Annotated in this window: 19 protein-coding genes; 17 read left to right on the plus strand and 2 right to left on the minus strand. The window is 70.2% G+C overall.

The window, feature by feature from the left end:
- Window positions 1–49 precede the first annotated feature (49 nt).
- Together PXH83_RS18945 and PXH83_RS18950 are read left to right on the plus strand one after the other, a co-directional pair.
- Window positions 50–1,558, plus strand: coding sequence for a hypothetical protein (locus PXH83_RS18945; protein WP_274561562.1), 1,509 nt, complete (start codon window positions 50–52; stop codon window positions 1,556–1,558).
- On the plus strand, window positions 1,555–3,873 hold the full coding sequence (locus tag PXH83_RS18950; RefSeq protein WP_274561563.1) for a glycosyltransferase: 2,319 nt from the start codon (window positions 1,555–1,557) through the stop codon (window positions 3,871–3,873). Before PXH83_RS18945 ends, PXH83_RS18950 begins: the two co-directional genes overlap by 4 nt.
- Before the next feature lie 121 nt (window positions 3,874–3,994).
- On the opposite strand, the gene PXH83_RS18955 is transcribed toward PXH83_RS18950, so the two are convergent.
- Both PXH83_RS18955 and PXH83_RS18960 read right to left on the minus strand, forming a co-directional pair.
- Window positions 3,995–5,341 carry an alpha-2,8-polysialyltransferase family protein gene (locus PXH83_RS18955; RefSeq protein ID WP_274561564.1) on the minus strand — a complete coding sequence of 449 codons (1,347 nt, stop codon included), beginning with the start codon at window positions 5,339–5,341 and terminating at the stop codon, window positions 3,995–3,997.
- Window positions 5,341–6,324, minus strand: coding sequence for a glycosyltransferase family 2 protein (locus PXH83_RS18960; RefSeq protein WP_274561565.1), 984 nt, complete (start codon window positions 6,322–6,324; stop codon window positions 5,341–5,343). The genes PXH83_RS18955 and PXH83_RS18960 overlap by 1 nt, the downstream gene beginning before the upstream one ends.
- A gap of 187 nt (window positions 6,325–6,511) precedes the next feature.
- Here PXH83_RS18960 and PXH83_RS18965 point away from each other — a divergent pair, with 187 nt between their 5' ends.
- From PXH83_RS18965 to PXH83_RS19035, 15 genes are all read left to right on the plus strand, one after another.
- Window positions 6,512–7,834, plus strand: coding sequence for a DUF6716 putative glycosyltransferase (locus tag PXH83_RS18965; RefSeq protein WP_274561566.1), 1,323 nt, complete (start codon window positions 6,512–6,514; stop codon window positions 7,832–7,834).
- Window positions 7,831–9,105 (plus strand): acylneuraminate cytidylyltransferase, encoded by a 1,275-nt coding sequence (locus PXH83_RS18970; protein ID WP_274561567.1) that lies wholly within the window; start codon window positions 7,831–7,833, stop codon window positions 9,103–9,105. The genes PXH83_RS18965 and PXH83_RS18970 overlap by 4 nt, the downstream gene beginning before the upstream one ends.
- Window positions 9,106–9,159: 54 nt before the next feature.
- A complete protein-coding gene (locus tag PXH83_RS18975) occupies window positions 9,160–10,086 on the plus strand; it encodes an N-acetylneuraminate synthase family protein (RefSeq protein ID WP_274561568.1) in 927 nt (308 codons plus the stop codon).
- 34 nt (window positions 10,087–10,120) lie between these two features.
- A complete protein-coding gene (locus PXH83_RS18980; protein ID WP_274561569.1) occupies window positions 10,121–11,164 on the plus strand; it encodes a hypothetical protein in 1,044 nt (347 codons plus the stop codon).
- Between the two features lie 164 nt (window positions 11,165–11,328).
- A complete protein-coding gene (locus tag PXH83_RS18985) occupies window positions 11,329–12,570 on the plus strand; it encodes an amidohydrolase (protein WP_274562901.1) in 1,242 nt (413 codons plus the stop codon).
- A gap of 137 nt (window positions 12,571–12,707) precedes the next feature.
- On the plus strand, window positions 12,708–13,751 hold the full coding sequence (locus tag PXH83_RS18990; RefSeq protein ID WP_274561570.1) for a BMP family lipoprotein: 1,044 nt from the start codon (window positions 12,708–12,710) through the stop codon (window positions 13,749–13,751).
- Between the two features lie 238 nt (window positions 13,752–13,989).
- Window positions 13,990–15,516, plus strand: coding sequence for an ABC transporter ATP-binding protein (locus PXH83_RS18995; protein ID WP_274562903.1), 1,527 nt, complete (start codon window positions 13,990–13,992; stop codon window positions 15,514–15,516).
- The gene (locus tag PXH83_RS19000; protein ID WP_274561571.1) at window positions 15,516–16,628 is read left to right on the plus strand and encodes an ABC transporter permease; all 1,113 of its coding nucleotides are present in this window, start codon (window positions 15,516–15,518) and stop codon (window positions 16,626–16,628) included. The genes PXH83_RS18995 and PXH83_RS19000 overlap by 1 nt, the downstream gene beginning before the upstream one ends.
- Entirely contained in the window at window positions 16,628–17,890 is a 1,263-nt protein-coding gene (locus PXH83_RS19005; RefSeq protein WP_274561572.1) for an ABC transporter permease, read from the plus strand. Before PXH83_RS19000 ends, PXH83_RS19005 begins: the two co-directional genes overlap by 1 nt.
- The gene (locus PXH83_RS19010; RefSeq protein ID WP_274561573.1) at window positions 17,887–18,288 is read left to right on the plus strand and encodes a cytidine deaminase; all 402 of its coding nucleotides are present in this window, start codon (window positions 17,887–17,889) and stop codon (window positions 18,286–18,288) included. The genes PXH83_RS19005 and PXH83_RS19010 overlap by 4 nt, the downstream gene beginning before the upstream one ends.
- A gap of 103 nt (window positions 18,289–18,391) precedes the next feature.
- Window positions 18,392–19,669, plus strand: a complete 1,278-nt coding sequence (locus PXH83_RS19015) for a thymidine phosphorylase (protein ID WP_274561574.1) — start codon at window positions 18,392–18,394, stop codon at window positions 19,667–19,669.
- Window positions 19,670–19,801: 132 nt separating this feature from the next.
- On the plus strand, window positions 19,802–20,071 hold the full coding sequence (locus PXH83_RS19020) for an STAS domain-containing protein (protein ID WP_338054720.1): 270 nt from the start codon (window positions 19,802–19,804) through the stop codon (window positions 20,069–20,071).
- Between the two features lie 240 nt (window positions 20,072–20,311).
- On the plus strand, window positions 20,312–21,520 hold the full coding sequence (locus tag PXH83_RS19025; protein WP_274567667.1) for a glycosyltransferase: 1,209 nt from the start codon (window positions 20,312–20,314) through the stop codon (window positions 21,518–21,520).
- Entirely contained in the window at window positions 21,517–23,028 is a 1,512-nt protein-coding gene (locus PXH83_RS19030; RefSeq protein ID WP_274561577.1) for an exopolysaccharide biosynthesis polyprenyl glycosylphosphotransferase, read from the plus strand. Before PXH83_RS19025 ends, PXH83_RS19030 begins: the two co-directional genes overlap by 4 nt.
- 2 nt (window positions 23,029–23,030) lie before the next feature.
- Window positions 23,031–24,374 carry an O-antigen ligase family protein gene (locus PXH83_RS19035; RefSeq protein ID WP_420803185.1) on the plus strand — a complete coding sequence of 448 codons (1,344 nt, stop codon included), beginning with the start codon at window positions 23,031–23,033 and terminating at the stop codon, window positions 24,372–24,374.
- The last annotated feature ends 13 nt before the right edge of the window (window positions 24,375–24,387 follow it).

Consider the following 24,387-nt stretch of genomic DNA (forward strand, 5'->3'; position numbering starts at 1 on the left):
TGACGCGGACCCGCCACCAGTCAGCGGGGCGGAAAGACCTTGGAGCATCATGACGAAGGCCCGCAACCGATGGCCGAGACCGCGCGACGGGGAGAATTCCGCTGCCGCGCCGGACAGCGGCCAAGTGAACCAGGTCGAACTGGACGAGTGCCTGCGCGCATGCGCCGTGCACAGCGGCAAGCTGGTCGCCGGTCTCGACCGCAGGCGCATCGAACTCGCCGAGAAGTTGCGGCAGTTGCTCGCCATACAGGCCATGGCGCAGAACCCGGCGGCCGTGCCGGCCGCCTCCAGTGCCACGGCCCTGATCCGGCGTGCCACCAAAGGTGCCGCCGGCCCCGGCGAAGCACTGGGCGGTGAGCTGCTCGACGCGCTGCTGGCCGTCGGCAGTAAGGCGCTTGAGTGCGGCTACGACGACGAGCTGAGGCTCGCCCTGCTCATCAGCGACACCGTGCTGACCCGGCGCAAGAACTCGCGCGCCGGCTGGCGGCTCCGCGCCCGGACGCTGGAGGCCATCGGGGACGAGGCCGCCACCATCGAGGCGTACGAGCGCTACCTCGCGCTGACGGACGACGACGGGTTCGGGGTGGCGCCCAAGATCGCGGGCATGCGGGCGGGCGGGCGGCGGCAGGAGGAGCTGCTGCGGCTGCTGGAGCGCGAGTGCCCGGAAGCGGCAAAGTACTCCGCCGGGCCCGCCACCGATGTCTGGGCCGAAGGGCTCGCGCTTCACGCGCGCGGGGAGTGGGCGCAGGCCGAGGCCCGGCTCGTGGGCGCACTGCTCGCCATGGAGCGGAGCGAAAGCCCTGTCCAGGATCTCCAGGAGACCGTAAGCCAGTACCTCGACCTGCGGATCTCGGCCGACGGGGGCGAAGCCGCCGGGCTGCGCGAGATCATCACGCTCTACGCCGAGCAGCGCAGGAACCGGATGCGGGGGCCGGTCGCCGACCCGACGTTCGGCGGGGTCGACTGGATCAGTCTCGGCGAGTTCCGCAATCAGATCGCCGGCAAGTCCATCTGCCTCATCGCCAACTCCCAGCGGGTGGGGCGCAGTTCGTTGGGCCGCGAGATCGACGCGTACGACCTCGTCGTCCGCTTCAACTCGTACAAGATCGACGCGACCGCGACCGGCAGCCGCACCGACATCCACGCCACCATCCACAAGCACGGCTTCAACTGGGACCAGCCGGTGACCACGAGGCTCGTCTTCGGCGGCGTCTCCGGGGACTGGAAGCACTCGCTGCGCAACCGGCTCGTGCCCGGCGCCCAGAAGTACCTCGGCGACGAGTCGCTGCGCTGGCCCCTGCGCAATATCGGCAAGGTGGGCTCGGACGTGTGGTCGTCCATCCCCACCAGCGGCTTCAACATGCTGTGGCTGCTGGACTTCCTCGATGTCAGCCCGACGCTCGACCTCATCGGCTTCGACTTCTACGAGAGCGGCGCCTACCGCCTCCAGGAGGCGATGCGCATGCCCATCACCTCAGTGCACGAATACACCAGCGAAAAGGCGTGGGTCATGGAACGCGCCCAGAGCGTCAGCGACATGAGGATCTCCCTGCGATGACATCCACCACCCCGGCCGTCAGACCCGCCAACGCGCTCACCGGCAAGCGCCGCATCGCCTTCGCCAGCTTCGTCGACGAGAACTACCTGCCCGGCTTTCTCGTACTGCTGCGCAGCCTCGCCCTGTCGAATCCGGGGCTGTGCGAGGACTTCATCGTCCTGCACGACGACCTGAAGCCCTCCTCCGTCGCCCGGATACGCGCACTGCACCCGCGCATCGAGCTGCGCCGCGTGGACGCCGCCCACTACGACTCGTACGCCAAGGGCGACCAGGACAACTACCTGGTCCGCAAGGCGTACTTCATTCTCGACGTCTTCCGCATACGCGACTACGACACGGTGATCACCCTGGACACCGACATGGTGGTCCTCGGTGATCTGGGCGAGCTGCTGAAGCTGCGCGAAGGGCTGGCGGCCGTACCGCAGTTCTTCTACGGACAGCACAAGCTCAACAGCGGTCTCCTCGTCATCCAGCGCGAATACCTGAGTGACGAGTTCTGTGCGCGCATCGACGCCACCGGCCGCAGCGGCGACTACGAACTCGACAAGCACGACCAGGGCATTCTCAATGCCGTACTGGACGGGGACTTCGTCCAGCTCGACGCCCGCTACAACTTCGTCAAGCGGCGGCTGTCCGGCGACCTGCCCGTGCCCGACGACACCGCGATCCTGCACTTCACCGGCCGGCACAAGCCCTGGCAGGGCGGCGAGGCGGGATACGGGAAGGCCGAGGAGCGCTGGCGCGAGTACGAGCTGTCCGACGCGCAGTTCCACGCTGCCTACCTGGCGCTGTCCAAGGGCATGCACCACGACCTGCTCGTCCACTTCGGCACCCCGCACGTCGAGCGCACCAGCGACGTGGAGAGCGCCCGCAAGGTCGCCGCGGCCCACATCGCGGCGGGCGAGTACCAGGAAGCGGTGGATCTGCTCGGCCGCGTACGTATCCCGGTGGATTCGGCCTGGCCGCACGAGGTGCTGGGGCACGCGCTGATGAGCGTGTCCCGTTACGAGGAGGCCAGAGCACAGCTGCTGCTCGCCACCGCCGCGCCGAACCGGGCCGCCACCGCCTTCGGGCGGCTCGCCCAGATCGCCTGGATCCACGGCGACGACGAGGCGGCCCAGCAGCACGCCCTGGACGGGCTCCGGGTCGACCCGACGCACCGGGCCGGCCGCTTGATGCAGCGCCGTACGGAGGGTCCGCGGGCTCAGCAGGAGGGCGTTGCCGAAGAGCAGTTGGCGCACGTCGCCTTCTACATGGAGCGCCAGGGCAACGCGGGTGACAAGCTGCTGCCAGAGAGCGTACGGCTGGCCTTCGACGCCGACCCCGGCCCGCGGAAATGGCACTCCGTCCACGCCCACCGGCTCTTCGACGAGGCCGCCCTGGAGCGGGTCAACGCCCGGCGCGGCCTGGTCATCGGCGGCGGCGGACTGTTCATCCCCGACACCGCGCCCAACGGCAACAGCGCCTGGCAGTGGAACGTCCCCGACGCGCTCCTGAACCGTATCGACGTCCCCGTCATGGTGTACGCGGTCGGCTTCAACGCCTTCGACGGCCAGTCCTACCGGGCCGGACGCTTCAACGCCGCCCTGCGCGCCCTCGTCGAGCGCGCCTCCTTCTTCGGGCTCCGCAACCACGGCTCGATCGAGAAGGTACGCGCGCTGCTCCCCGCCGAGCTGCACGACAAGGTGCGCTTCCAGCCCTGCCCGACCACCGTCACCCGGCAGCTCGTGGACGGCTGGGCCGACCCCCTCCACCGCGAGAACACCGTGCTGGTCAACGCGGCGTACGACCGGGCGGGCCTGCGCTTCGGCCACGACTACGGGCACTTCCTCGCCGAGATGGCGAAGGCGGTACGGGCGCTCGGCGCCCACGCCGAGGTCAAGTGCGTGGCGCACTCGCTCGACGACGAGCGGATCGCCTTCGACCTGCGGCGCGAGCACGGCATCTCGCTGCCGGTGATCCCGATGTACGACTTCGACAACGAAGCGATCAGGGACACGTACGCCCGTACCAAGCTGGTGATCGGCATGCGCGGGCACGCCGGGATGATCCCGTTCGGCTGCGGAACGCCGATCATCAGCCTGATCTCGCACCCCAAGATGGCGTACTTCCTGTCCGACATCGAGCGGCCCGAGTGGGGCATCTCCGTCCACGACAAGGACCTGGGGGCGCAGCTCACCGAGAAGGCGCTCGGGCTGCTGGGCGACCATGCCGCGGCTGTGGCCGATGTGCACGGCCGGCAGCAGGAGCTGTGGAAGGTGACCGAGGCCAATGCGGCGGATCTGCGGGTGATTCTCGGCAGCCCGGCCGTTTGAGCCAGGGGGTGTCCGGTCGGTCTCCGCGACGCCGCGGAGACCGACCGGACACCCCCCTAGGCAGGGAGGGCGGGCCACTGGTCAGTGGCCCGCCCTCGGCGTCGTACTGCGAGACCGGCCGTCAGCCGAGTGCCGCCCTCTTGAGCGCGGCCCTCTTGAAGGACCGGGCCCTGCGCGCCACCCGCCGCAGCGTCGCATTGCGCGGGACGAACGCGAACTGCTTCGGGATCGCGCCCGGCAGGGCGAGCGTGGTCAGACGGCGGCGCTTGAAGTAGCGCCAGGTGCTGCCGTTGAGATGCTCGGCGAGATAGCGTTCGGCCGCCGGTCGCAGGTCCGCGCGGATCTGCGGCTGCATCGCGAAGCCGACCGCCCGGACGAGGCCCGCCAGGTCGGGCGGGGCGGTGTGGTCGCCCTCCTCCGGGCCCGCCCCCGCCAGGTCCGGGACCAGGGCGTCGACGATCGTGACCGGGACGCGGTTGCTGTTCTGGTACGGCGCCAGGCGCTCCAGGAGCCGGTCCGTGCCGGTCCGGGCGACCGGGATCGAGTAGAACGTGCTCGCCGTCAGCAGCGCCGTCGAGAAGCAGCCGACCACGAGCGCCGGTCGGATCCGCTGGTAGAGCACCTCGGCAAGCAACGGGTGGTCCAGGACGGTCAGTTCGACGCCGAGGGACTCCGCCTCGCGCTCCAGCATGCGCGACCAGCGGGCCGGGGCCGTCGGGTGCGGCTTGAAGACGATCCGGCGGTGGCCCCGGGTGACGGCGCCGCGCAACATCGTGACGTGCAGCTCCTCTTCCTCCTCGGCGGTGAGGATCGAGAGCGCCGACAGATACTGGCCGAGGAGCAGGGCCGCGTCTGCGGGCAGGTCCAACTCGCGTTCTGCGTCGGAGAGTTCCGTGAGGACCTTCAGGAACGCTTCCGTCGGTACGACCTCCGGCGTGACGCCGTACTCGCCCAGCAGCAGCGGCTCCAGGCCCGGCACCAGGTCCAGATGGAGCAGGCGGCGTACGCGCGTGCCCACCAGTGGGTCGATCTTGTTCCGGGTCGGGCCGTAGCTCATCAGGCCGTCGGCGTAGACGTCCAGCGGAGCGTCCGTGAACAGCTGGGTGAGCGCGAGCGCCGGGTTGACCTGGATGGACTCGACGATCAGCTCCACCGTGTCGTCGCCGAGACCCCACAGAAGCCTCAAGTGGCGTTCCCACAGCGGGATGTCGTCGGCCCGCGGCGCCCAGGCGCCCGGGTGGAAGGGGGCGATGGTCTCGTTCCAGGACAGCAGCCCGTCGAAGCGGCCGCGCAGCCGCTCGAAGCCGGGCATCTCGTCGAGCGAGGGGGTCGTCTCGGGCGTCGCGGCGTTGTTGCTGACGAGGAGCAGCCTCCGGTCGGCCCGGCCGAAGCAGTCGCTGTCGATCGCGGCGGCCAGCGTCGCGGCGCCGTACAGCGTGGAGGCGAAGAAGATCTGCGTCGTGGGCATCAGGCCGCTGCCCCCGCCGCGATCACGGAACGACGGCGGAGAAGGCGGCGCAGGCGCACCGAACGCTTCATGTCCATCGAATCCAGTGCGTCTCTCAGAATGTCCTGCGGCATCCCCTTGAGGGCCGCCGCACTCATCGTCCGCAATTTCCGTGCCACGGCCGGTTCGAACCTTTCGATACTTCCCAAGTGATGGGAAATGATGGCGCAGTATGTGCGTACAGCTTTCGGCAGAAGACGGTCCGCATCCGGGTCTTTCGCCGTTTCCTCGATGACCTGATCGAAGGCGCGGATGAAATCCAGCTGCCGCACATCACCGATCTGTGTGAGCGAAGAGGAGACACCCCGCCGGTAGAAGACACCCAGCGAGGCGACGGTGGCGAAGGATTCCGCCTCCCGGTGCAGCCGCCAGATCCAAGGCCGGTCCTCGGCCGTCCGCAGGCCGTCGGTGAAGTGCAGCAGCCCCCGGTCGGCGAGCCGCCGGTGGTACATGCCGGCCCAGGCGTACGCGTAGTCCACGGACGTCGACCGGTCGGCGGGCAGGATCGCCTCGCGCGGCGACATGACGACGCCGCGCCGGCCGTGCGGGACGCGGTGGACCGTACGGGAACGGCCCGTGCACTGCACATGGTCCGTACGGACGAAGTCGCAGCCCAGCGTCTCCATGGTGGCGAGCAGCCCGGTGTAGTGGCCGGGGGCCAGCCAGTCGTCGCCGTCGAGGAAGGTCAGGTACTCGCCGCTTGCCGCGTCGAGGCCCGTGTTGCGGGCGGTGGCCAGGCCGCCATTGCGCTCATGTCTGACCAGGACCGCCCCCGGAAGGTCCTGTTCCGCACGCTGGAGGATCTCCGGCGTCCCGTCGGTCGAACAGTCGTCGACGAGAATGAATTCGAAGTCGTCACGCGCGTTCGCACGGAGACTTCGAAGGGTGTCGGGGGCGTATGTCTGCACGTTGAAGAACGGCACGATGACGGAGAGCTTGACCACCCCCGCGACGCTAGGGCGTACTCCGGCATTCGTTGCGACACCCGGGGAGATGCCGGGTGAACGAAGAATGGCGGAATGGTTAACCAGCCTGTTTTCCGGGCGCCGACGCCGATCGTCGATGTGCTGTTAACCCTTTGTTGCGGCTGAGTTGGGCCGTGAATCGGAATGCCTCCCTAGTTTCATCGATGTGCCAGCAAGTACCAGCAAAGCCCTGCGGATCGCCGTGATCGCCGATTCCGACACGCGATGGAAATGGGGCGCACTCACCGCCCGTCGCATCGCGCCGGAAGCCGAACTCAGCGGATTCCTGCTGCGTGGCCGCGCCACCCCCACACCCCGCCAGCTCGCCGAAGTCGGCGTACCGGTGGACGGAGTGCGGGAAGTGACCGCCGCGGAATTCATCGGCGAGATCGAGCACGAGTCGTACGACGTCGTCCTGCTCGCCCTCGTCGGCGGCGCCGTACAGGCGATGCTGCACGGCCTCGCGCCGCTGTGGCCCAAGGCCGCGAGACGCCCCGTCATCGGCACCGGTTACGTCGGCGTCGTGTACGAGAAGCTCGCCGACGGGCTGCTGCTGCGTCACGGCGCCGACATCGTGCTCGCCAACTCCCGCCACGACGCGGAGCGTTTCCGCGCGGTGTACGAGGGCGTGGGCGCGGATGCTTCGGCCGTGACGGAGGCGGCGCTGCCGTTCCTGGGCGGTGCACGGTACGAAGGCACAGACACCGCCACCGTCGTCTTCGCCGCCCAGCCCTCCGTCCCGCAGTCCCGAGCCGACCGTACGTACCTGCTGCGCCGCCTGGTCCAGCACGCCAGGCTGCACCCCGGCCGCGAAGTCCTCCTCAAACTGCGCAGCAAGCCGGGCGAGCACACCACGCACATCGAGGAACTGCCCTACCAGAAGCTCGCCGCCCGCACAGAAGGCGGCGTGCCCCCCAACTTCCGCCTCGTCTACGGGCACATGGGCGAGGTCCTGGACCGCACCGACCTCCTCGTGACGGTCAGCTCGACCGCCGCCCTGGAATCGCTGCACCGCCGCATCCCGACCGCCGTCCTGACCGACCTGGGCGTGCGCGAAGTCCTCGGCAACCACCACTTCCTCGGCTCCGGATGCCTGACGTCCTGGGACCGGCTCGACGCCGGGCACCGGCCGCAGGCCGACGAGGAGTGGCTCGCGCGACAGGGCGTGGCGGCTGGGGGTCCCCCCACGCCGCCAGGCGTAGGGGGAGGCTCGTACGAAACGGCCTTCGACGCCGTACGCAAACGGGTCACCGCACTCCTGGAGCGCCCCGGACTCCCGCCCCTGGCCCCCTACTACACACCCGCCACCGCGCCGGGCTACCTCCCCGGCATCCTCGCCCGCCACCGCCTCGACGGGTCGGCGGCCACCACCGACGTCACGGGCGTACGCCGCGTCGTGCGCGACGCCGTACGGGAAGTGGCGCGCGGGGCGTACCGCCACGGGGTGCAGCGCGTGGCCCCCGTCATCCGCCGCATGGGAGAACTATGAGCAGCCAGCCGCAGCCCCTCGAAGACGCGTCCGCGTCCGCGTCCGCGACCGCGAGGGCGACCGCGACCGTACGCCGCGTCCTCGCCGTAATCCCCGCACGCGGCGGATCCAAGGGCGTACCCGCCAAGAACCTCGCCGCCGTCGGGGGCGTGCCGCTCGTCGCGCGCGCCGTCCGGGCGTGCCGGGGCGCCGGTCATGTCACGGACGTCGTGGTCTCGACGGACGACGCCGCGATCGCGGAGGTGGCACGCGGCGCGGGCGCCGAAGTGGTGCTGCGCCCGGCGGACATCGCAGGTGACACGGCGACCAGCGAGGCGGCCGTACTGCACGCCATGGACGCCCACGAGGCAATCCGGGGCTCGGCGGCGGACGTGGTCCTGCTGGTGCAGTGCACCAGCCCGTTCCTGACGAGCGAGGACATCGAAGGCGTCTGCGCGGCGGTGATCGAGGACGGCGCGGACACGGCGCACACGGTGGCCCCCTTCCACGGCTTCGTCTGGCGGGAGGACACACCGGACAGCCACGGCGTCAACCACGACAAGGCCTTCCGCCCCCGCCGCCAGGACCGCCCCCAGGACTACCTGGAGACCGGCGCCGCGTACGCCATGGACGCCGCCGGATTCCGCGAGGCCGGGCACCGTTTCTTCGGGCGTACCGCGCTCGTACGCACCGACCCCGCCCGGGTCCTGGAGATCGACGACCCGCACGACCTGGCACGGGCCCGTGCCCTCGCGCCGCTCTTCGACGCACAGGCCACCACGCTCCCGACGCGCGACGACATCGACGCCGTCGTCATCGACTTCGACGGCACCCAGACCGACGACAGGGTGCTGATCGACTCCGAAGGACGCGAACTCGTCGCCGTGCACCGCGGCGACGGACTCGGCATCGCGGCCCTGCGCAACGCGGGGCTCAAGCTGCTGATCCTGTCCACGGAACAGAACCCGGTCGTCGCCGCACGGGCCCGCAAGCTGCGTATCCCCGTACTCCACGGCATCGACCGCAAGGACCTCGCGCTCAAGCAGTGGTGCGAGGAACAGGGCGTCGCCCCCGAGCGGGTCCTCTACGCCGGCAACGACGTCAACGACCTCGCCTGCCTGGCCCTCGTCGGCTGGCCGGTGGCGGTCGCCAATGCCCACGACACGGTCCGCGGCGCCGCACGCGCCGTCACGACCGTGCCCGGGGGCGACGGCGCGATCCGCGAGATCGCCGCCTGGGTCCTCGGCCCGTCACTGACCACCGCTCCTCAAGCCCCTCATCCCCACCCGTAACTCCCCCTCATATCACCCCTGTTACTCCCCCATACCCCCGTTAGGAAAGCCCACATGAGCAGCAACTCCCGCCTCCGCGCCCTCGGTTCGAAGACCGCCGGCCCCGGCAACCCCGTCTACGTCACCGGCGAGATCGGCATCAACCACAACGGTGAGCTGGAGAACGCCATCGCGCTGATCGACGTCGCCGCCGACGCCGGCTGCGACGCGGTCAAGTTCCAGAAGCGGACCCCGGAGATCTGCACGCCGCGCGACCAGTGGGACATCGAGCGCGACACGCCCTGGGGCCGGATGACGTACATCGACTACCGCCACCGCGTCGAGTTCGGCGAGGACGAGTACCGCGCCATCGACGAGCACTGCAAGAAGCGCGGCATCGACTGGTTCGCCTCGCCGTGGGACACCGAGGCCGTCGCCTTCCTGGAGAAGTTCGACCTGCCGGCCCACAAGGTCGCCTCCGCGTCCCTCACGGACGACGAGCTGCTGCGCGCCCTGCGCGCCACCGGACGCACGGTCATCCTGTCCACCGGCATGTCGACCCCGCGCCAGATCCGCCACGCCGTCGAGGTCCTCGGCAGCGACAACATCCTGCTCTGCCACGCCACGTCGACGTACCCGGCGAAGGCCGAGGAGCTCAACCTGCGGGTCATCAACACCCTCCAGGCCGAGTACCCCAACGTCCCGATCGGCTACAGCGGCCACGAGACCGGCCTCCAGACGACCCTCGCCGCCGTTGCCCTCGGCGCCGCGTTCGTCGAGCGCCACATCACCCTCGACCGCGCCATGTGGGGCTCCGACCAGGCCGCGTCCGTCGAGCCCGGCGGCCTGACCCGCCTGGTCCGCGACATCCGCACCATCGAGGCCTCGCTCGGCGACGGCGTCAAGAAGGTGTACGAGTCCGAGCTCGGCCCGATGAAGAAGCTGCGCCGCGTCGCGGGCGTCGTCGCTGAGGGCGCAGACCGCGAGCCCGCAGCGGTCTGACAGAAATCGGAAAACGGAAACCGGTCGAGTCGCCGTGAACGGCACCCCCGCGCCCGACACTCTCGCGTTCGTCGAGAGTCCGGTCCAGCTCCTGAACGTCCTGGAGTGGGCCCACACCAGGACGAGCGACCTCACGGTCGTCGTCCTGTCACCCACCGACCCCATGACCCGCGGCCAGCTGCGGCGCATGGCGGAACTCGCCCGCGAAGAAGGCATGCGGGTGCGGTGGGAGGAGGCGCGCGGTGGGGCGGGGGCGCCGTTCCACACCATCGGCGGGCTCGCGGGCGCCCTGCGCCGGGCCCGCCGCATAGTCATCGGCGACCCGTTCTCGCGGTACGTACAGCTGCTGCTGACCATCACGCGTGCCCGGGACCTGGTCGTCGTCGACGACGGCACGGCCACCATGGAGTTCATCGCGCAGCTCGCAGGCGGCGAGCGACTGGTGCGCTGGCACCGGCGCGGCGGCCGGCGCGGGCCGCGCGACCTCGTCTTCGGGCCGGTGTCGGCGGCCGCGCGCCGCCGCCTCACCCCGTCCCCTGCCCGGATCGTCGAGGTCTTCACCTCGATGCCGCTGGAGGAGGCCGCCCCCGGGATCACCGTCACCGCGAACGACTTCGCGTGGACCCGCAGCCGCTTCGGCCCGCCCCGTATCACGCGCGGCGCCGACCTGGTCGGGACCTCGCTGGTCGAGACGGGCGTCGTGGACCCCGACCGGTACGTCGAGGCGGTCACCACCCTGGCCCGCACCCACGGCGCCACCCGCTACTTCGCCCACCGCCGCGAGAGCACCGAAAAGCTGCACCGCCTGGCCGTCGAGACGGGCCTGGAGATCGTCCGCCCCGAGCTGCCGCTGGAGCTCATCGCACGGCGCGGCCCCATCGGCCGTACGATCCTGAGCTTCCCGTCCACGGTGGTGCACACGCTCCCGCTCGCCCTCGCGGGCACGGGCGTACGCGTCGCGGTCTGCGACGTCTCACCCCAGTGGCTGCGGGACACGGCCTCGCCGCGTGCCCAGGGCTTCCTGTCGGGCGTCACGACGACGGCCCGCGACGTGCAGCGCCTCCCGGCCCTGAACTGACGGCCTTGGAGTAACCGGCCTTGAAGTAACCCCATGGTTTACCCTGCGCCGGTAACGCCCATGCGCAGCACGCCAGTTTATTTTCCCCTATGCGGCTGAACTTTTGTTGATCGCTGGTTAGTTGCACCCCGAATGGGCCTACTCTTCCAGGGGTGAACCAGCTGATGTCCCGCGCGTCCGAAGAAGCAGACCGGCCAGGAGCAGACCGGCCGGGGGAGGCTCCGCTGCCCGGTGCTCTGCCCATGAGCCTGCGTGTCGAACTGATCGCCTTCCGCCGGGACTTGCACATGCATCCTGAGCTCGGCAACCAGGAGTTCCGCACGACCGCGGCGATCAAGGCCCGGCTCGAAGAGGCCGGACTGGAGCCGCGTGTGCTCACCACCGGCACGGGCCTGATGTGCGACATCGGAGACTGGGACGGCGTACGCCCCCTGCTGGCCATCCGCGCCGACATCGACGCACTCCCCATCCCCGACACGAAAACGGGCGTCCCGTACCGCTCCACCGTCCCCGACCGCGCCCACGCCTGCGGCCACGACGTCCACACCGCCGCGGTCCTCGGCGCCGGGCTCGTCCTCGCCGACCTGCACACCCGGGGCCTGCTGCCGCATCCCGTACGGCTGATCTTCCAGCCCGCCGAGGAAGTGCTGCCCGGCGGCGCCACCGACGCGATCGAGGCCGGGGTGCTGGAAGGCGTGGGCAGGATCATCGCGGTGCACTGCGATCCCAAGGTGGACGCGGGCCGCATCGGCCTGCGGCCGGGCGCGATCACCTCGGCCTGCGACCGCCTGGAGGTCTCGCTCGACGGCCCCGGCGGCCACACCGCCCGCCCGCACCTCACCACCGACCTGGTCACCGCGGCCGCCAGGGTGGTCACCGACGTCCCGGCCCTGATCGCCCGCCGCATCGACGCGCGCGCGGGGCTCGCGGTGACCTGGGGGCGTATCGAATCGGGCCACGCCTGCAACGTGATCCCGCAGCGCGCCGAGCTGTCCGGAACCGTTCGCTGCCTGGACCTCCAGGCCTGGCGCGAGGCCCCCGACCTGGTCCATGCCGCGATCGACGAGATCGCGAACCTGCACGGCGCAAAGTCGCAGATCAACTACATCCGCGGCGTCCCGCCCGTTGTCAATGACCCGGCCGTCACCGACCTGCTCGCCGCCGCCATGACGGCCAGGCGCGGATCGTACGCAATCGAGGACACCGAGCAGAGCCTCGGCGGCGAGGACTTCTCCTGGTACCTGGAACAGGTCCCCGGCGCAATGGCCCGTCTGGGCGTACGGGCTCCGGGCGACACTGCCCGGCGTGACCTGCATCGTGGTGATTTCGACGTGGATGAGCACGCGATCGAGGCCGGGGTCGAGCTCTTCACGGCTGCCGCGCTACTCGACGGACACCGTTCGTAATCAGCCACGGCGCCTTCCGTTCACGACGATCCGATAACAGCTGTCGTACGGGCTCTTATCCGGCATCTACGCGCGTTACGATCGCCGCGAAACCAGCGCCGGCAGAGGCGCTTCGGTCAGGTTGAAGGAGCCCTCCCTTGCGCCGCGTAACCAGGATTGCCACTGTGGCCATCGCGTCCACGGCCCTTGCACTTTCCGCCACCGCGTGTGGCAAGACGTCGGACTCCGGGTCCGACTCGAAGGAACCCAGCGCCGCCATCGCGTACGACATCGGCGGCCGCGGCGACCAGTCCTTCAATGACGCCGCCTACGCGGGTCTCACGAAGGCCGAGAAAGACCTCGACATCATGGGCAACGACCAGGAGCCCTCCGAGGGCGAGTCGGACGCCGACAAGGTCCAGCGCCTCACCGAGCTGGCCCGCTCCGGCAACAACCCGGTGATCGGTGTCGGCTTCGCCTACGCCCCGGCCATCAAGAAGGTCGCGCCGAAGTTCCCGAAGGTCACCTTCGGCATCATCGACGACACCTCGGTGACCGGTGAGAACATCGCGAACATGGTCTTCAACGAGGAGCAGGGTTCGTACCTCGCCGGCGTCGCCGCCGCCAAGGCCACCAAGACCAACAAGGTCGGCTTCATCGGTGGTGTCGAGGTCCCGCTGATCAAGAAGTTCGAGGCGGGCTTCGCCCAGGGCGTCAAGGACACCAACCCCAAGGTCCAGGTGCTCAAGCAGTACCTGACGCAGCCGCCGAACACTGACGGCTTCTCCAAGCCCGACCTCGGCAAGGCCGCTGCCCAGGGCCAGCTCGACAAGGGCGCCGACGTGATCTACCACGCCGCGGGCCTCGCGGGTTCCGGCTCGATCGAGGCTGCCGCCTCGGCGGGCAAGTGGGCCATCGGTGTCGACTCGGACCAGTACAACCAGGCCGGTCTGGCGAAGTACAAGGCCAAGATCCTGACGTCCGTCACCAAGGACGTCTCCGACGCGGTCTACAACCTGATCAAGTCGGTCAAGGACGGCAAGCCGCAGTCCGGCGAGGTCCGCTACGGCCTCGACAAGGACGGCGTCGGCCTCTCCGCTTCCAACCCGGAGTACAAGAAGATGGCGGACCTCGTCGCCGCCGTCGACAAGGCGAAGGCCGACATCATCGCCGGCAAGATCAAGGTCAAGACCGCGCCGTAAGGCCGCTGGTCACGACATGATCCCGGGGGTCCGGTGAGGCGGTTCCCGCCGCCTCTCCGGCCCCCGGGCCGCATTCCCTGCTCGGTCTTTTCGATATTTGGCATTGCTACGCGCGTAGACAATCTCTCAGCACGATAGTTTCACCGCGCCCTGCCTTCTGCCCCGCTCCCGCCCTCCCGCTCCTTTCCGCCAAGGAGAGTGCGTCATCAACGCGTCCAGCCCGCCCCCCGCCGTAGAACTGCACGGCATCACCAAGCGCTTCCCCGGCGTCGTCGCCAACCACGACATCGACATCACCATCCGCAAGGGCACCGTGCACGCCCTCGTCGGTGAGAACGGTGCCGGCAAGTCGACCCTGATGAAGATCCTTTACGGCATGCAGAAGCCGGACGAGGGCACCATCACCGTCGACGGGGAGCAGGTCAGCTTCCACAGCCCCGCCGACGCCATCGCACGCGGCATCGGCATGGTGCACCAGCACTTCATGCTCGCCGACAACCTCACCGTCCTGGAGAACGTCGTTCTCGGCGGCGAGAAGCTGTACGGCATCGGCAGCAAGGCCCGCACGAAGATCAAGGAGATCTCGGACGCGTACGGCCTGAATGTGCGCCCCGACGCCCTGGTCGAGAACCTCGGTGTCGCCGACCGCCAGCGCGTGGAGATCCTCAAGGTCCTCTACCGCGGCGCCCGCATCCTCATCCTCGACGAGCCGACCGCGGTGCTCGTACCGCAGGAGGTCGACGCGCTGTTCGCCAACCTCCGCGAGCTCAAGTCCGAGGGCCTGACGGTCATCTTCATCTCGCACAAGCTGGGCGAGGTCCTGTCGGTCGCCGACGACATCACCGTCATCAGGCGCGGCACGACCGTCGGCACCGCCGACCCCAAGAAGACCACCACCAAGCAGCTCGCGGAGCTGATGGTCGGCACCGAGCTCCCGTCGCCCGAGACCCGCGAGTCGACGGTCACCGACGTACCGATGCTCCGCATCCAGAACCTCTACCTGAACGCCGTCGACCCCGACGGCGTCGTGCGCGAGGTGCTGGCCGGGATCGACTTCACCATCCACAAGGGCGAAGTCCTCGGCATCGCGGGTGTCGAGGGCAACGGCCAGGCCGAGCTCGTCGAGACGATCATGGGCCTGCGCGACCCGGACGGCGGCGTCATCACGCTCGACACCGCCGACATCTCGCACGCGCCGACCCGCAAGCGCCGCGAGAGCGGCATCGGCTACATCCCCGAGGACCGCCACCGGCACGGCCTGCTTCTCGAAGCCCCGCTGTGGGAGAACCGCATCCTCGGCCACGTCACCGAGGAGCCCAACTCCAGGCGCGGACTGCTCGACCTGAAGGCCGCCCGCAGCGACACCGAGCGGATCGTGCGCGAGTACGACGTCCGTACGCCCGGTATCGAGGTCACCGCGGCCTCCCTGTCCGGCGGCAACCAGCAGAAGCTGATCGTCGGCCGCGAGATGAGCCACGCCCCCACGCTGCTGATCGCCGCACACCCCACGCGCGGTGTCGACGTCGGCGCCCAGGCGCAGATCTGGGACCAGATCCGCGAGGCACGCCGCGAGGGACTGGCCGTACTGCTGATCTCCGCCGACCTGGACGAGCTCATCGGGCTCTCCGACACCCTGCGGGTCATGTACCGCGGCCGCCTGGTCGCGGACGCCGACCCGGCCACCATCACCCCGGAGGAGCTGGGCTCGGCCATGACCGGCGCCGCCAGCGGTCATCTGGAGCACGCCCCGGAGGACGAGGCCTGATGAAGAAATTCGACAAGGACCGGCTGATCCTGGGCCTCGCCGGCCCAGTGCTCGCCCTGGTCGTCGCCATCGCGCTCACCTCGGTGGTGCTGCTCGCATCGGGCCGCGACGCGATCGAGCCGTACACGCTGATGATCGAGAGCGCCCAGTTCGCCGACATCCAGGTTCTGATCCTCAACCAGGCCGGCACGTACTACCTCGCGGCGCTCGCCGTGGCCGTCGGCTTCCGCATGAACCTCTTCAACATCGGCGTCGACGGCCAGTACCGTCTCGCCGCGATGATGGCGGCCCTCGCCGGCGCCGCCGTCGAGCTGCCCGGCCCGCTGCACATCGCGCTGATCGTGATCGTCGCGATGCTGACCGGCGCCTTCTGGGCCGGTATCGCAGGTGTTCTCAAGACCCTGCGCGGGGTGAGCGAGGTCGTCTCCACGATCATGCTCAACGCGATCGCCACCAGCCTGATCGCCTGGCTGATCCTCACGGACAACTTCGGCGTGCAGCTCCCGGGTTCCAACGACCTGACCACCGGCGAGATCTCGGAGTCCGGCTGGTTCCCGAGCGTGAGCGCGGGCGCCGGCGGCGAGATCTACGGCTTCACGTTCGTGGCCTTCGCGCTCGGCGTCGTCTACTGGTTCATCCTCAACCGCACCCGCTTCGGCTTCGACCTGCGCGCCACCGGCGCCAGCCAGACCGCCGCCGCGGCCTCCGGTGTCGACGCCAAGAAGATGGTCCTCACCGCCATGCTGATCTCGGGCGGCGTCGCCGGCCTTGCCGGTATGCCGACGCTGCTGGGCGACACCCACACGTACAGCCTCAGCTTCCCGACCGGCATCGGCTTCACGGGCATCACCATCGCCCTGCTCGGCCGCAACAACCCGATCGGCATCTTCTTCAGCGCGCTCCTGATCGCCTTCCTGGACAAGGCGTCCGCCGCGCTCGACCAGCACGGTTACGAGAAGGAGATCGCCACGATCATGCAGGGCCTGATCGTGATCGCGGTCGTCGTCAGTTACGAACTCGTCCGCCGCTACGGGCTCCGACGCCAGCAGCAGAAGGTGGGCGAAGAGCTCGCCGCAGCCGCCCGCAAGAACCGTGAGGAGGTGGCGGCGTAATGAGTACAAGCACTGTCTCCGCCGTGAGCGCGGCGCCCAAGAAGAGCGCCCGCCGCAAACTGTCCACCCCTGTCGTCCTGCTGATCATCGCGGGCGGGCTCGCCCTGGTCTCGCTGGTCCGCATCATCAGCGGCGCAGACGACCTGACCTCCGTCGGCCAGGTCTCCGGCGCGCTCCAGCTCGCCATCCCGATCGGCCTCGCCGGTCTCGGCGGCCTCTGGGCCGAGCGCGCGGGCGTCGTCAACATCGGCCTCGAAGGCATGATGATCCTCGGCACCTGGTTCGGCGCCTATGCCGGCTACCAGTGGGGCCCGTGGACGGGTGTCGCCTTCGGCATCCTCGGCGGCGCGATCGGCGGTCTGCTGCACGCGATCATCACGGTCACCTTCGGCGTGAACCACATCGTCTCCGGCGTGGCCATCAACATCCTCGCCGTCGGCGCCACCCGCTACCTGTCCAACTTCACCTTCGACAAGGTCGAGGGCGGTTCCTCCAAGCAGTCCCCACGGATCGACTCGATCACCTCGGTCACGGTTCCAGGGCTGTCGGACTGGCTACGGGACCTGCAGGGCAAACACTGGTTCTTCATCTCGGACGTCGCCGGCGTCCTCGGCGGCCTGGTGACCAACCTGTCGCTGCTGACCATCGTCGCGCTGCTGCTGATCCCGGCCACCATCTGGATCCTCTGGCGCACGGCCTTCGGCCTGCGGCTGCGCTCCTGCGGCGAGAACCCGATGGCCGCCGAGTCCCTCGGCGTCAACGTCTACAAGTACAAGTACATCGCCGTCGTCGTCTCCGGCGGACTCGCCGGTCTCGCGGGTGCCTTCCTGGCCATCGTCGCCACCGGCATCTACCAGGAGGGCCAGACCGGCGGCCGCGGCTACATCGGTCTCGCCGCGATGATCTTCGGTAACTGGATGCCCGGCGGAATGGCGCTCGGCGCCGGACTCTTCGGCTTCACCGACAGCCTCAAGCTGCGCGGTGGCGCCGAGAACGTCCACGCGATGCTGCTCCTGCTGGCCATCCTCCTGGTGGTCGTCGTGCTCTGGCAGCTGTACAAGAAGAAGTACCTGCCCGCCCTGATCTCCGCCGCCGTCGCCGGGCTGCTGTTCACCTGGTACGCGCTGACGGACGAGGTCCCGAGCCAGTTCGTGGACGCCGCGCCGTACGTCACCACGCTGCTCGTTCTGGCACTCTCCGCCCAACGGCTCCGCATGCCGAAGGCCGACGGCATGCCGTACCGCAAGGGCCAGGGCAAATGACGGACGCCGCGGTCAAGGCCGAGTGGGACGCCCTGAAGGAGGCGGCGCGCGAGGCGATGTCCCATGCGTACGCCCCCTACTCGGGCTACCCGGTCGGCGCCGCGGCCCTCGTCGACGACGGCCGCACGGTCGCCAGCTGCAACGTCGAGAACGCGTCGTACGGCCTTTCGCTGTGCGCCGAGTGCGGCCTCGTGTCGCAGCTGAACGCCACCGGCGGCGGACGCCTGACGCACTTCGTGTGCGTCGACGGCCGGGGCGACATCCTGATGCCGTGCGGCCGCTGCCGTCAGCTGCTGTACGAATTCGGGGGTCCCGCACTCCTCCTGGAGACGTCGACGGGCATCCGTACGCTCGCCGACATGCTTCCCGACGCGTTCGGGCCACACCACCTGGCATGACGAACCGGCCCTTCCGACACGGCATCATCGGTCGGAAGGGCCGCCGCGTTTTCCCATCTCTATGCGCGTAGAAACACTCCGTACGCCGGAAGGAACCCACTCCATGGACGTCATCTCCGTCATCCGAACCAAGCGTGACCGTGGCGAACTGAGCCCCGAGCAGATCGACTGGGTCATCGACGCGTACACCCGCGGCGAGGTCGCCGACGAGCAGATGTCCGCCCTGGCCATGGCGATCCTGCTCAACGGCATGAACCGCACCGAGATCGCCCGCTGGACGGCGGCGATGATCGCCTCCGGCGAGCGCATGAACTTCGACTCGCTCTCCCGCCCCACCGCCGACAAGCACTCCACCGGCGGCGTCGGCGACAAGATCACGCTGCCGCTGGCCCCCCTCGTCGCCGCGTGCGGCGCGGCCGTGCCCCAGCTCTCCGGACGCGGCCTCGGCCACACCGGCGGCACGCTCGACAAGCTGGAGTCCGTCCCCGGCTGGCGCGCACTGCTCTCCAACGAGGAGATGCTGGGCGTCCTGGAGTCCACCGGTGCGGTCATCTGCGCTGCGGGCGACGGGCTGGCCCCGGCCGACAAGAAGCTCTACGCGCTGCGCGACGTCACGGGCACGGTCGAAGCCATCCCGCTGATCGCCTCCTCCATCATGTCGAAGAAGATCGCCGAGGGTACGGGCTCGCTCGTCCTGGACGTCAAGGTCGGCTCCGGCGCCTTCATGAAGAACATCGAGGACGCCCGCGAGCTCGCCGCCACGATGGTCGGCCTCGGCACCGACCACGGCGTACGCACGGTCGCCCTCCTCACCGACATGGGCACCCCCCTGGGCCTCACCGCGGGCAACGCCCTCGAAGTCCGGGAATCCGTCGAGGTCCTGGCCGGCGGCGGCCCCCAGGACGTCGTGGAGCTGACCCTCGCCCTGGCCCGCGAAATGCTCGACGCGGCCGGCCTCAAGGACGCCGACCCGGCCAGGGCGCTCGCCGACGGCTCCGCGATGGACGTCTGGCGCCGCATGATCAGGGCCCAGGGCGGCGACCCGGACGCGGCGCTCCCCGTCGCCCGCGAGCAGCACATCGTGCACGCCGCGTCGACCGGCGTCCTCACCACCCTCGACGCCTACGCGGTCGGCGTGGCCGCCTGGCGCCTCGGCGCGGGCCGCGCCCGCAAGGAGGACAAGGTCCAGGCCGGCGCGGGCATCGAGCTCCACGCGAAGCCGGGCGACAAGGTCACGGCCGGCCAGCCGCTGATGACCCTGCACACGGACACGCCGGAGAAGTTCGAGTACGCCCTTGAGGCGCTCGACGGCGGCGTCCAGACCGCCCCCGAGGGCACGGAGTTCACCCCGAACCCGATCGTCCTGGGCCGCATCGCCTGACGGCTTCGTAGAGCTTCCTACAGCACTGAACGGGACCGGTGGATCACTCCACCGGTCCCGTTCTGCTTTCCCGGGGAGCGCGCAGCGATGAGTTACGGCCGCCGCGCGGGTCTCCCTGGTGTGGATGCCCCGATGCCGATCGTTCTCGTAGTCTCCGGCCGCTTGACGCCGGGCGACGTACCCAGGCTGTGCGACGAACTCGACGAGCTGCTGTACGGATCCGCGGCCACCGAGGCGATCTGCGACGTCGGCGCGCTCGCCGACGCGGATCTCACCGCCGTCGAAGCAGTGGCCCGGCTGCGCCTCACCGCGCGCAGAGCGGGCTGTCGAATGCGACTGCGCGGCGCCCGGCGGGAACTGCTGATGCTGCTTGAACTACTCGGGCTCGGCGAAGTCGCATAGGGGCCGTTCAGCGGACTGTACTTCTTTCGCGGTGATCACCCGATTGGCTATTTCCGCAGAAGCGCACAGCGGATGATCGCGCACGTCAGCGCCCTGGTAGAGCCATATTGGGGCGTGATCCAAATGGCCGTACGGGCGCGTTCGGCGTGATTTTCCAACTAGCTTTCTGCCAAAGTGCACTCCTGATTTTGTCGCCCTGATTCCATGCCGAAATCCGCGGTTACTTTCTCGGCCAGTTCTATGGTCCACGTACGAAGAGAGCCGCACGTGCTGCAAAGAAGTTGGACTGAGAACAGCCAACTGACGGTTTTTCATCTGGTTCAGCCGGTCGAGGGGGGAGTCGCACGCGTTGTCACCGACCTTGTCCGGGCGCAGGCCGGCGAAGGTCTGCGGACCGTCGTGGCCTGCCCGCCGGGTGGTGCGCTGGCGTACGAGGCCGCCCAGGCCGGAGCGCGCGTACACACCTGGCCCGCCGTACGCGCCCCCGGCCCCCGACTGGCCAGGGAAGTCATGACCGCAGCCCGCCTGATCCGCGAAGCCCGCCCCCACGTCGTGCACGCCCACAGCGCCAAAGCCGGGCTCGCCGGCCGCCTCGCCGTACGCGGACGTGTCCCGACGGTCTTTCAGCCGCACGCCTGGTCCTTCGACGCCGTACACGGCCGCGAGGCCGGTATGGCGCTGAAGTGGGAGCGGTACGGCGCCCGTTGGAGCACCCGCACGCTGTGCGTCAGCGAGAGTGAACGCCGGGCGGGGGAGGAGGCCGGTATCGCCGCCCACTGGTCGGTGATCCGCAACGGCATCGACCTCCGCCACTTCCGCCCCGACGAGGGCGCGAGCCGCGCGCCCGCCCGCGCCGCCCTGCCACTGCTGTCCGGGATGCCTGCCGGGGCGCCGCTGGTGGTCTGCGTCGGACGGCTGTGCCGGCAGAAGGGCCAGGACGTCCTGCTGCGCGCCTGGCAGCGGGTGGCATCGGCCGTGACCGGCGCCCGTCTTGTGCTGGTCGGCGACGGGCCCCAGCAGGAGCTTCTGAAGAGCCTCGCCCCGCCCGGCGTGCTGTTCGCGGGGGCGAGTCGGGACGTCCGGCCCTGGTTCCACGCCGCGGACGTCGTCGTACTGCCCTCGCGCTGGGAGGGCATGGCCCTCGCCCCGCTCGAAGCGATGGCCTGCGGCAGGCCCGTCGTGCTGTCCGACGTCAGCGGCGCCAGGGAGAGCCTGCCGCCCGGCCACGCGGCGCACTGTCTCGTACCGCCCGAAGACCCGGCGGCGCTCGCGGCGGCGCTCGCCGGGCTGCTGGCCGACCCGAAGCTGCGGGACGACCTGGGGCGCCGGGCCCAGGCCCACACACGGGCGGCCTGCGACGTACGGACGACAGCGGCAGCCGTCTCCGGTCTCTATCAGGAACTTCTCAGCCTGCCCCAGCCCAAGACGAGGAGGCGCACCAAGCGATGACGACGGAGAGTACATTCGCGCCCCGCACCGACCAGGCCGCATCCGTGTCACGCCCGGCCGCCTCGATCCGTCCGCAACGGAGCGTCGCCCGCCACAAGGCCGCCCCGCTCCCTGCGCGCGGCATCCGCCGGCACGGAGCGGTGGCGGGTCTGCTCGCGGCCGACGCTCTCGCGCCGGTTCTCGCGCTGGCGCAGGTGCCCGGACCGGCCTGGCCCGTAGGCGCGTTCGCCCTGCTCCTGACGGGTCAGCTGGTGCTGCACAGCTGCCGGGGCCTCTACCGGCCGCGCCTGTCCCCGTCGGCGATCGCCGAACTGCCGACGCTCTTCGTCCTGGCCCTGATCCAGTGGTACGCCGCCGCCGAGGCCCTCACGGCGTACGACTCCCGGTACGCCATCGGCTGGACCGCACTGGCCTGCGCGGTCGCGGCGCAGGCGCTGTTCGGCTGCGCCGGGCGGGCCGTGGTCCACGAGGCCCGGCGCAGGTCGGGCGCCCGGCGGCCGCAGTCGGCGCTCGTCGTGGGCCACGGGCCGGTCGCGCGGCGCGTGACGGCGGCGCTGTACGAGCGCGCCGAGTACGGGCTGCGCCCGGTGGGCCAGGTCGCGACCGCGCAGGTCCCGGCACACGGGCCCGCGCGCATCGCGGCCGCGCGAGCGGCACAGGCCCAGGCCGCGCCGCTGCCCGTCCTCGCCACCCTGGAGGACGTCAGCCGCGCGGTCGTCCAGAACACCGTGCGCCACGCCGTCTTCACCCACCCGCCCGCATCGGCTCCTGACACGGCCGCGCTCGTCGATCTCTTCGCCGAGCACGGCTGCCGGCTGTGGCTGGTCGACAGCACGGTGGCCGGGACGGTCACCCCCCGCCGCACAGCGGACACCGACCACCTGTGGGGATTCGCCGTACAGCCGCTCCACACCGGACTCCACCGGCCGTTCGCACGCGCGGGCAAGCGGGCCATGGACGCCCTGCTGGCCGCCGTCGCCCTGGTCGCGACGGCCCCCGTCATGGGCCTCTGCGCACTCGCCGTACGGCTCTCCGACGGGCCCGGCGTCATCTTCCGGCAGGAGCGCATCGGCCTGCACGGCCGGCCCTTCACCCTGCTGAAGTTCCGGACCCTCTGCCCGGCCAACGAGCACGAGTCCGCGACGCGCTGGAGCGTCGCACTCGACCGGCGGATGAGCCACGTCGGCAGTCTCCTGCGACGCTCCTCCCTCGACGAACTGCCACAACTGTGGAACGTGCTGCGCGGCGACATGAGCCTGGTCGGTCCACGGCCCGAACGCCCCTACTTCGTCAACAAGTTCACCCACAGCTACCCCGGCTACCGGGCCCGCCACCGGATGCCCGTCGGCATCACCGGTCTCGCCCAGGTGCACGGGCTGCGCGGCGACACCTCCATCGAGGACCGCGCCCGCTTCGACAACCACTACATCGAGACCTGGTCGCTCTGGCAGGACGTGTGCATCCTCGCGCGCACCGCCGCTTCCCTGTTCCGGCTCGGAGGCAGCTGAGCATGACCTTCGCATGGACCGCGGCGCCGGCCCTCGTACCGCAGGAGCGCACCAACCGGTGGTGGCCACCGTTCCGGCTCCTCCCGCTGATCGCCATCGTGCTGCTGCTGACGGCCCCGGTCGAGACCCCGGGAGCCGGAGCGACGAGCCATGTCACCCCGGCCGACGTCGCGTCCGTCGTCGCGGTGGCCTTCTGCGTGGGGTACGCGGTGCGCCGCAGGGCCCGGCCGCTGACACCGGCCGCCGCCGCCGTCCTGGGCATCCCCGCCGTGGGCTTCGCCGTGGCGACGGTCACCGCCGCCGACCCGGCGGCCGCCCTCCCCGGCCTCGTCCGCTACCTCCAGGTCTTCGTCCTGGTCCCGGCCACCGTCGTACTTCTGGTCCGCGATGCGCGCGACTTCCGGATCATCACGTGGTGCGTGATCGCGCTGGCGCTCTTCCAGGGCGCGACGGGGGTCTACCAGTACGCCACCGGGACCGGCGCGTCGTACATGGGCGCGGACGTCCGGGCCGTGGGCACCTTCGGCCCGTCCGACGTCATGGGGATGGCCACGGTGGTCGCCTACGGCCTCCTGGCCGCCATCGCCCTGACACTCCGTACGCCCGCGAACCCGCCCCCCTGGCTGCGCCCCTGCGCACTCGCGGCCGCCGCCGCCCTCGTCGTCCCGCTGGCGCTGTCCTTCAGCCGCGGCGCGTGGATCGCCACGGCGGTCGCCGTCCTCGCCGTGATCCTGCTGACCGGCCTGCGCCAGGCGGTACGCGCGCTGGCCGTACTCGCCGCCGTCGCCGTCATCCTCGTCGGAGGCCTGGGCATCGGCTCCGAGATGATCTCCCAGCGCCTCACCAGCATCACCCAGGTGACCGACGCCCCCGACCGCTCGGTCAACGACCGGTACATGATGTGGGCGGCGGCGGCGGGCATGTGGCGCGAGAAGCCCGCCGCCGGGGTCGGCCTCAAGGGCTTCCCCGCCCACCGCGACGGGCACGCGTCGATCGGTCTCTCCTCGGGCAGCGACACGGCGGGCGCGGGCCAGACCTTCCAGAAGCAGCCGCTGCTCTCGCCGCACAACATGTACCTGCTGGTGCTCGGCGAGCAGGGCCTGATCGGCCTCACTACGTTCGTGGGCAGCCTGGCGGCGGTCCTCCTCGTCGGCCTGCGCAGACTGACCCGCTCCCGCGGGCCGGCCACGGACTGCGGCCTCGTAGCCGTCGGCCTGATGATCTGGCAGACCGTCGACTTCCTGTACGCCGACATCGGTGGGGCCTCGACGGTCCTGACCGGAGTGGTGCTGGGCCTGGCGGCATGGTGGGCGCTGGCGGAGCCGGACGAGGCGGTCACCCCATGACGCAGGAAGACCC

The sequence above is a fragment of the Streptomyces spiramyceticus genome (genome assembly GCF_028807635.1).
Lineage (GTDB): Bacteria > Actinomycetota > Actinomycetes > Streptomycetales > Streptomycetaceae > Streptomyces > Streptomyces spiramyceticus.

Bases quoted from the DNA above. Each gene is read 5' to 3' on its own strand.
- PXH83_RS18945 (WP_274561562.1), top strand. From the start codon at position 50: ATGACGAAGGCCCGCAACCGATGGCCGAGACCGCGCGACGGGGAGAAT.
- PXH83_RS18950 (WP_274561563.1), top strand. From the start codon at position 1,555: ATGACATCCACCACCCCGGCCGTCAGACCCGCCAACGCGCTCACCGGC.
- PXH83_RS18955 (WP_274561564.1), bottom strand. From the start codon at position 5,341: ATGCCCACGACGCAGATCTTCTTCGCCTCCACGCTGTACGGCGCCGCG.
- PXH83_RS18970 (WP_274561567.1), top strand. From the start codon at position 7,831: ATGAGCAGCCAGCCGCAGCCCCTCGAAGACGCGTCCGCGTCCGCGTCC.
- PXH83_RS18975 (WP_274561568.1), top strand. From the start codon at position 9,160: ATGAGCAGCAACTCCCGCCTCCGCGCCCTCGGTTCGAAGACCGCCGGC.
- PXH83_RS18985 (WP_274562901.1), top strand. From the start codon at position 11,329: ATGTCCCGCGCGTCCGAAGAAGCAGACCGGCCAGGAGCAGACCGGCCG.
- PXH83_RS19000 (WP_274561571.1), top strand. From the start codon at position 15,516: ATGAAGAAATTCGACAAGGACCGGCTGATCCTGGGCCTCGCCGGCCCA.
- PXH83_RS19005 (WP_274561572.1), top strand. From the start codon at position 16,628: ATGAGTACAAGCACTGTCTCCGCCGTGAGCGCGGCGCCCAAGAAGAGC.
- PXH83_RS19010 (WP_274561573.1), top strand. From the start codon at position 17,887: ATGACGGACGCCGCGGTCAAGGCCGAGTGGGACGCCCTGAAGGAGGCG.
- PXH83_RS19015 (WP_274561574.1), top strand. From the start codon at position 18,392: ATGGACGTCATCTCCGTCATCCGAACCAAGCGTGACCGTGGCGAACTG.
- PXH83_RS19020 (WP_338054720.1), top strand. From the start codon at position 19,802: ATGCCGATCGTTCTCGTAGTCTCCGGCCGCTTGACGCCGGGCGACGTA.
- PXH83_RS19025 (WP_274567667.1), top strand. From the start codon at position 20,312: ATGGTCCACGTACGAAGAGAGCCGCACGTGCTGCAAAGAAGTTGGACT.
- PXH83_RS19030 (WP_274561577.1), top strand. From the start codon at position 21,517: ATGACGACGGAGAGTACATTCGCGCCCCGCACCGACCAGGCCGCATCC.
- PXH83_RS19035 (WP_420803185.1), top strand. From the start codon at position 23,031: ATGACCTTCGCATGGACCGCGGCGCCGGCCCTCGTACCGCAGGAGCGC.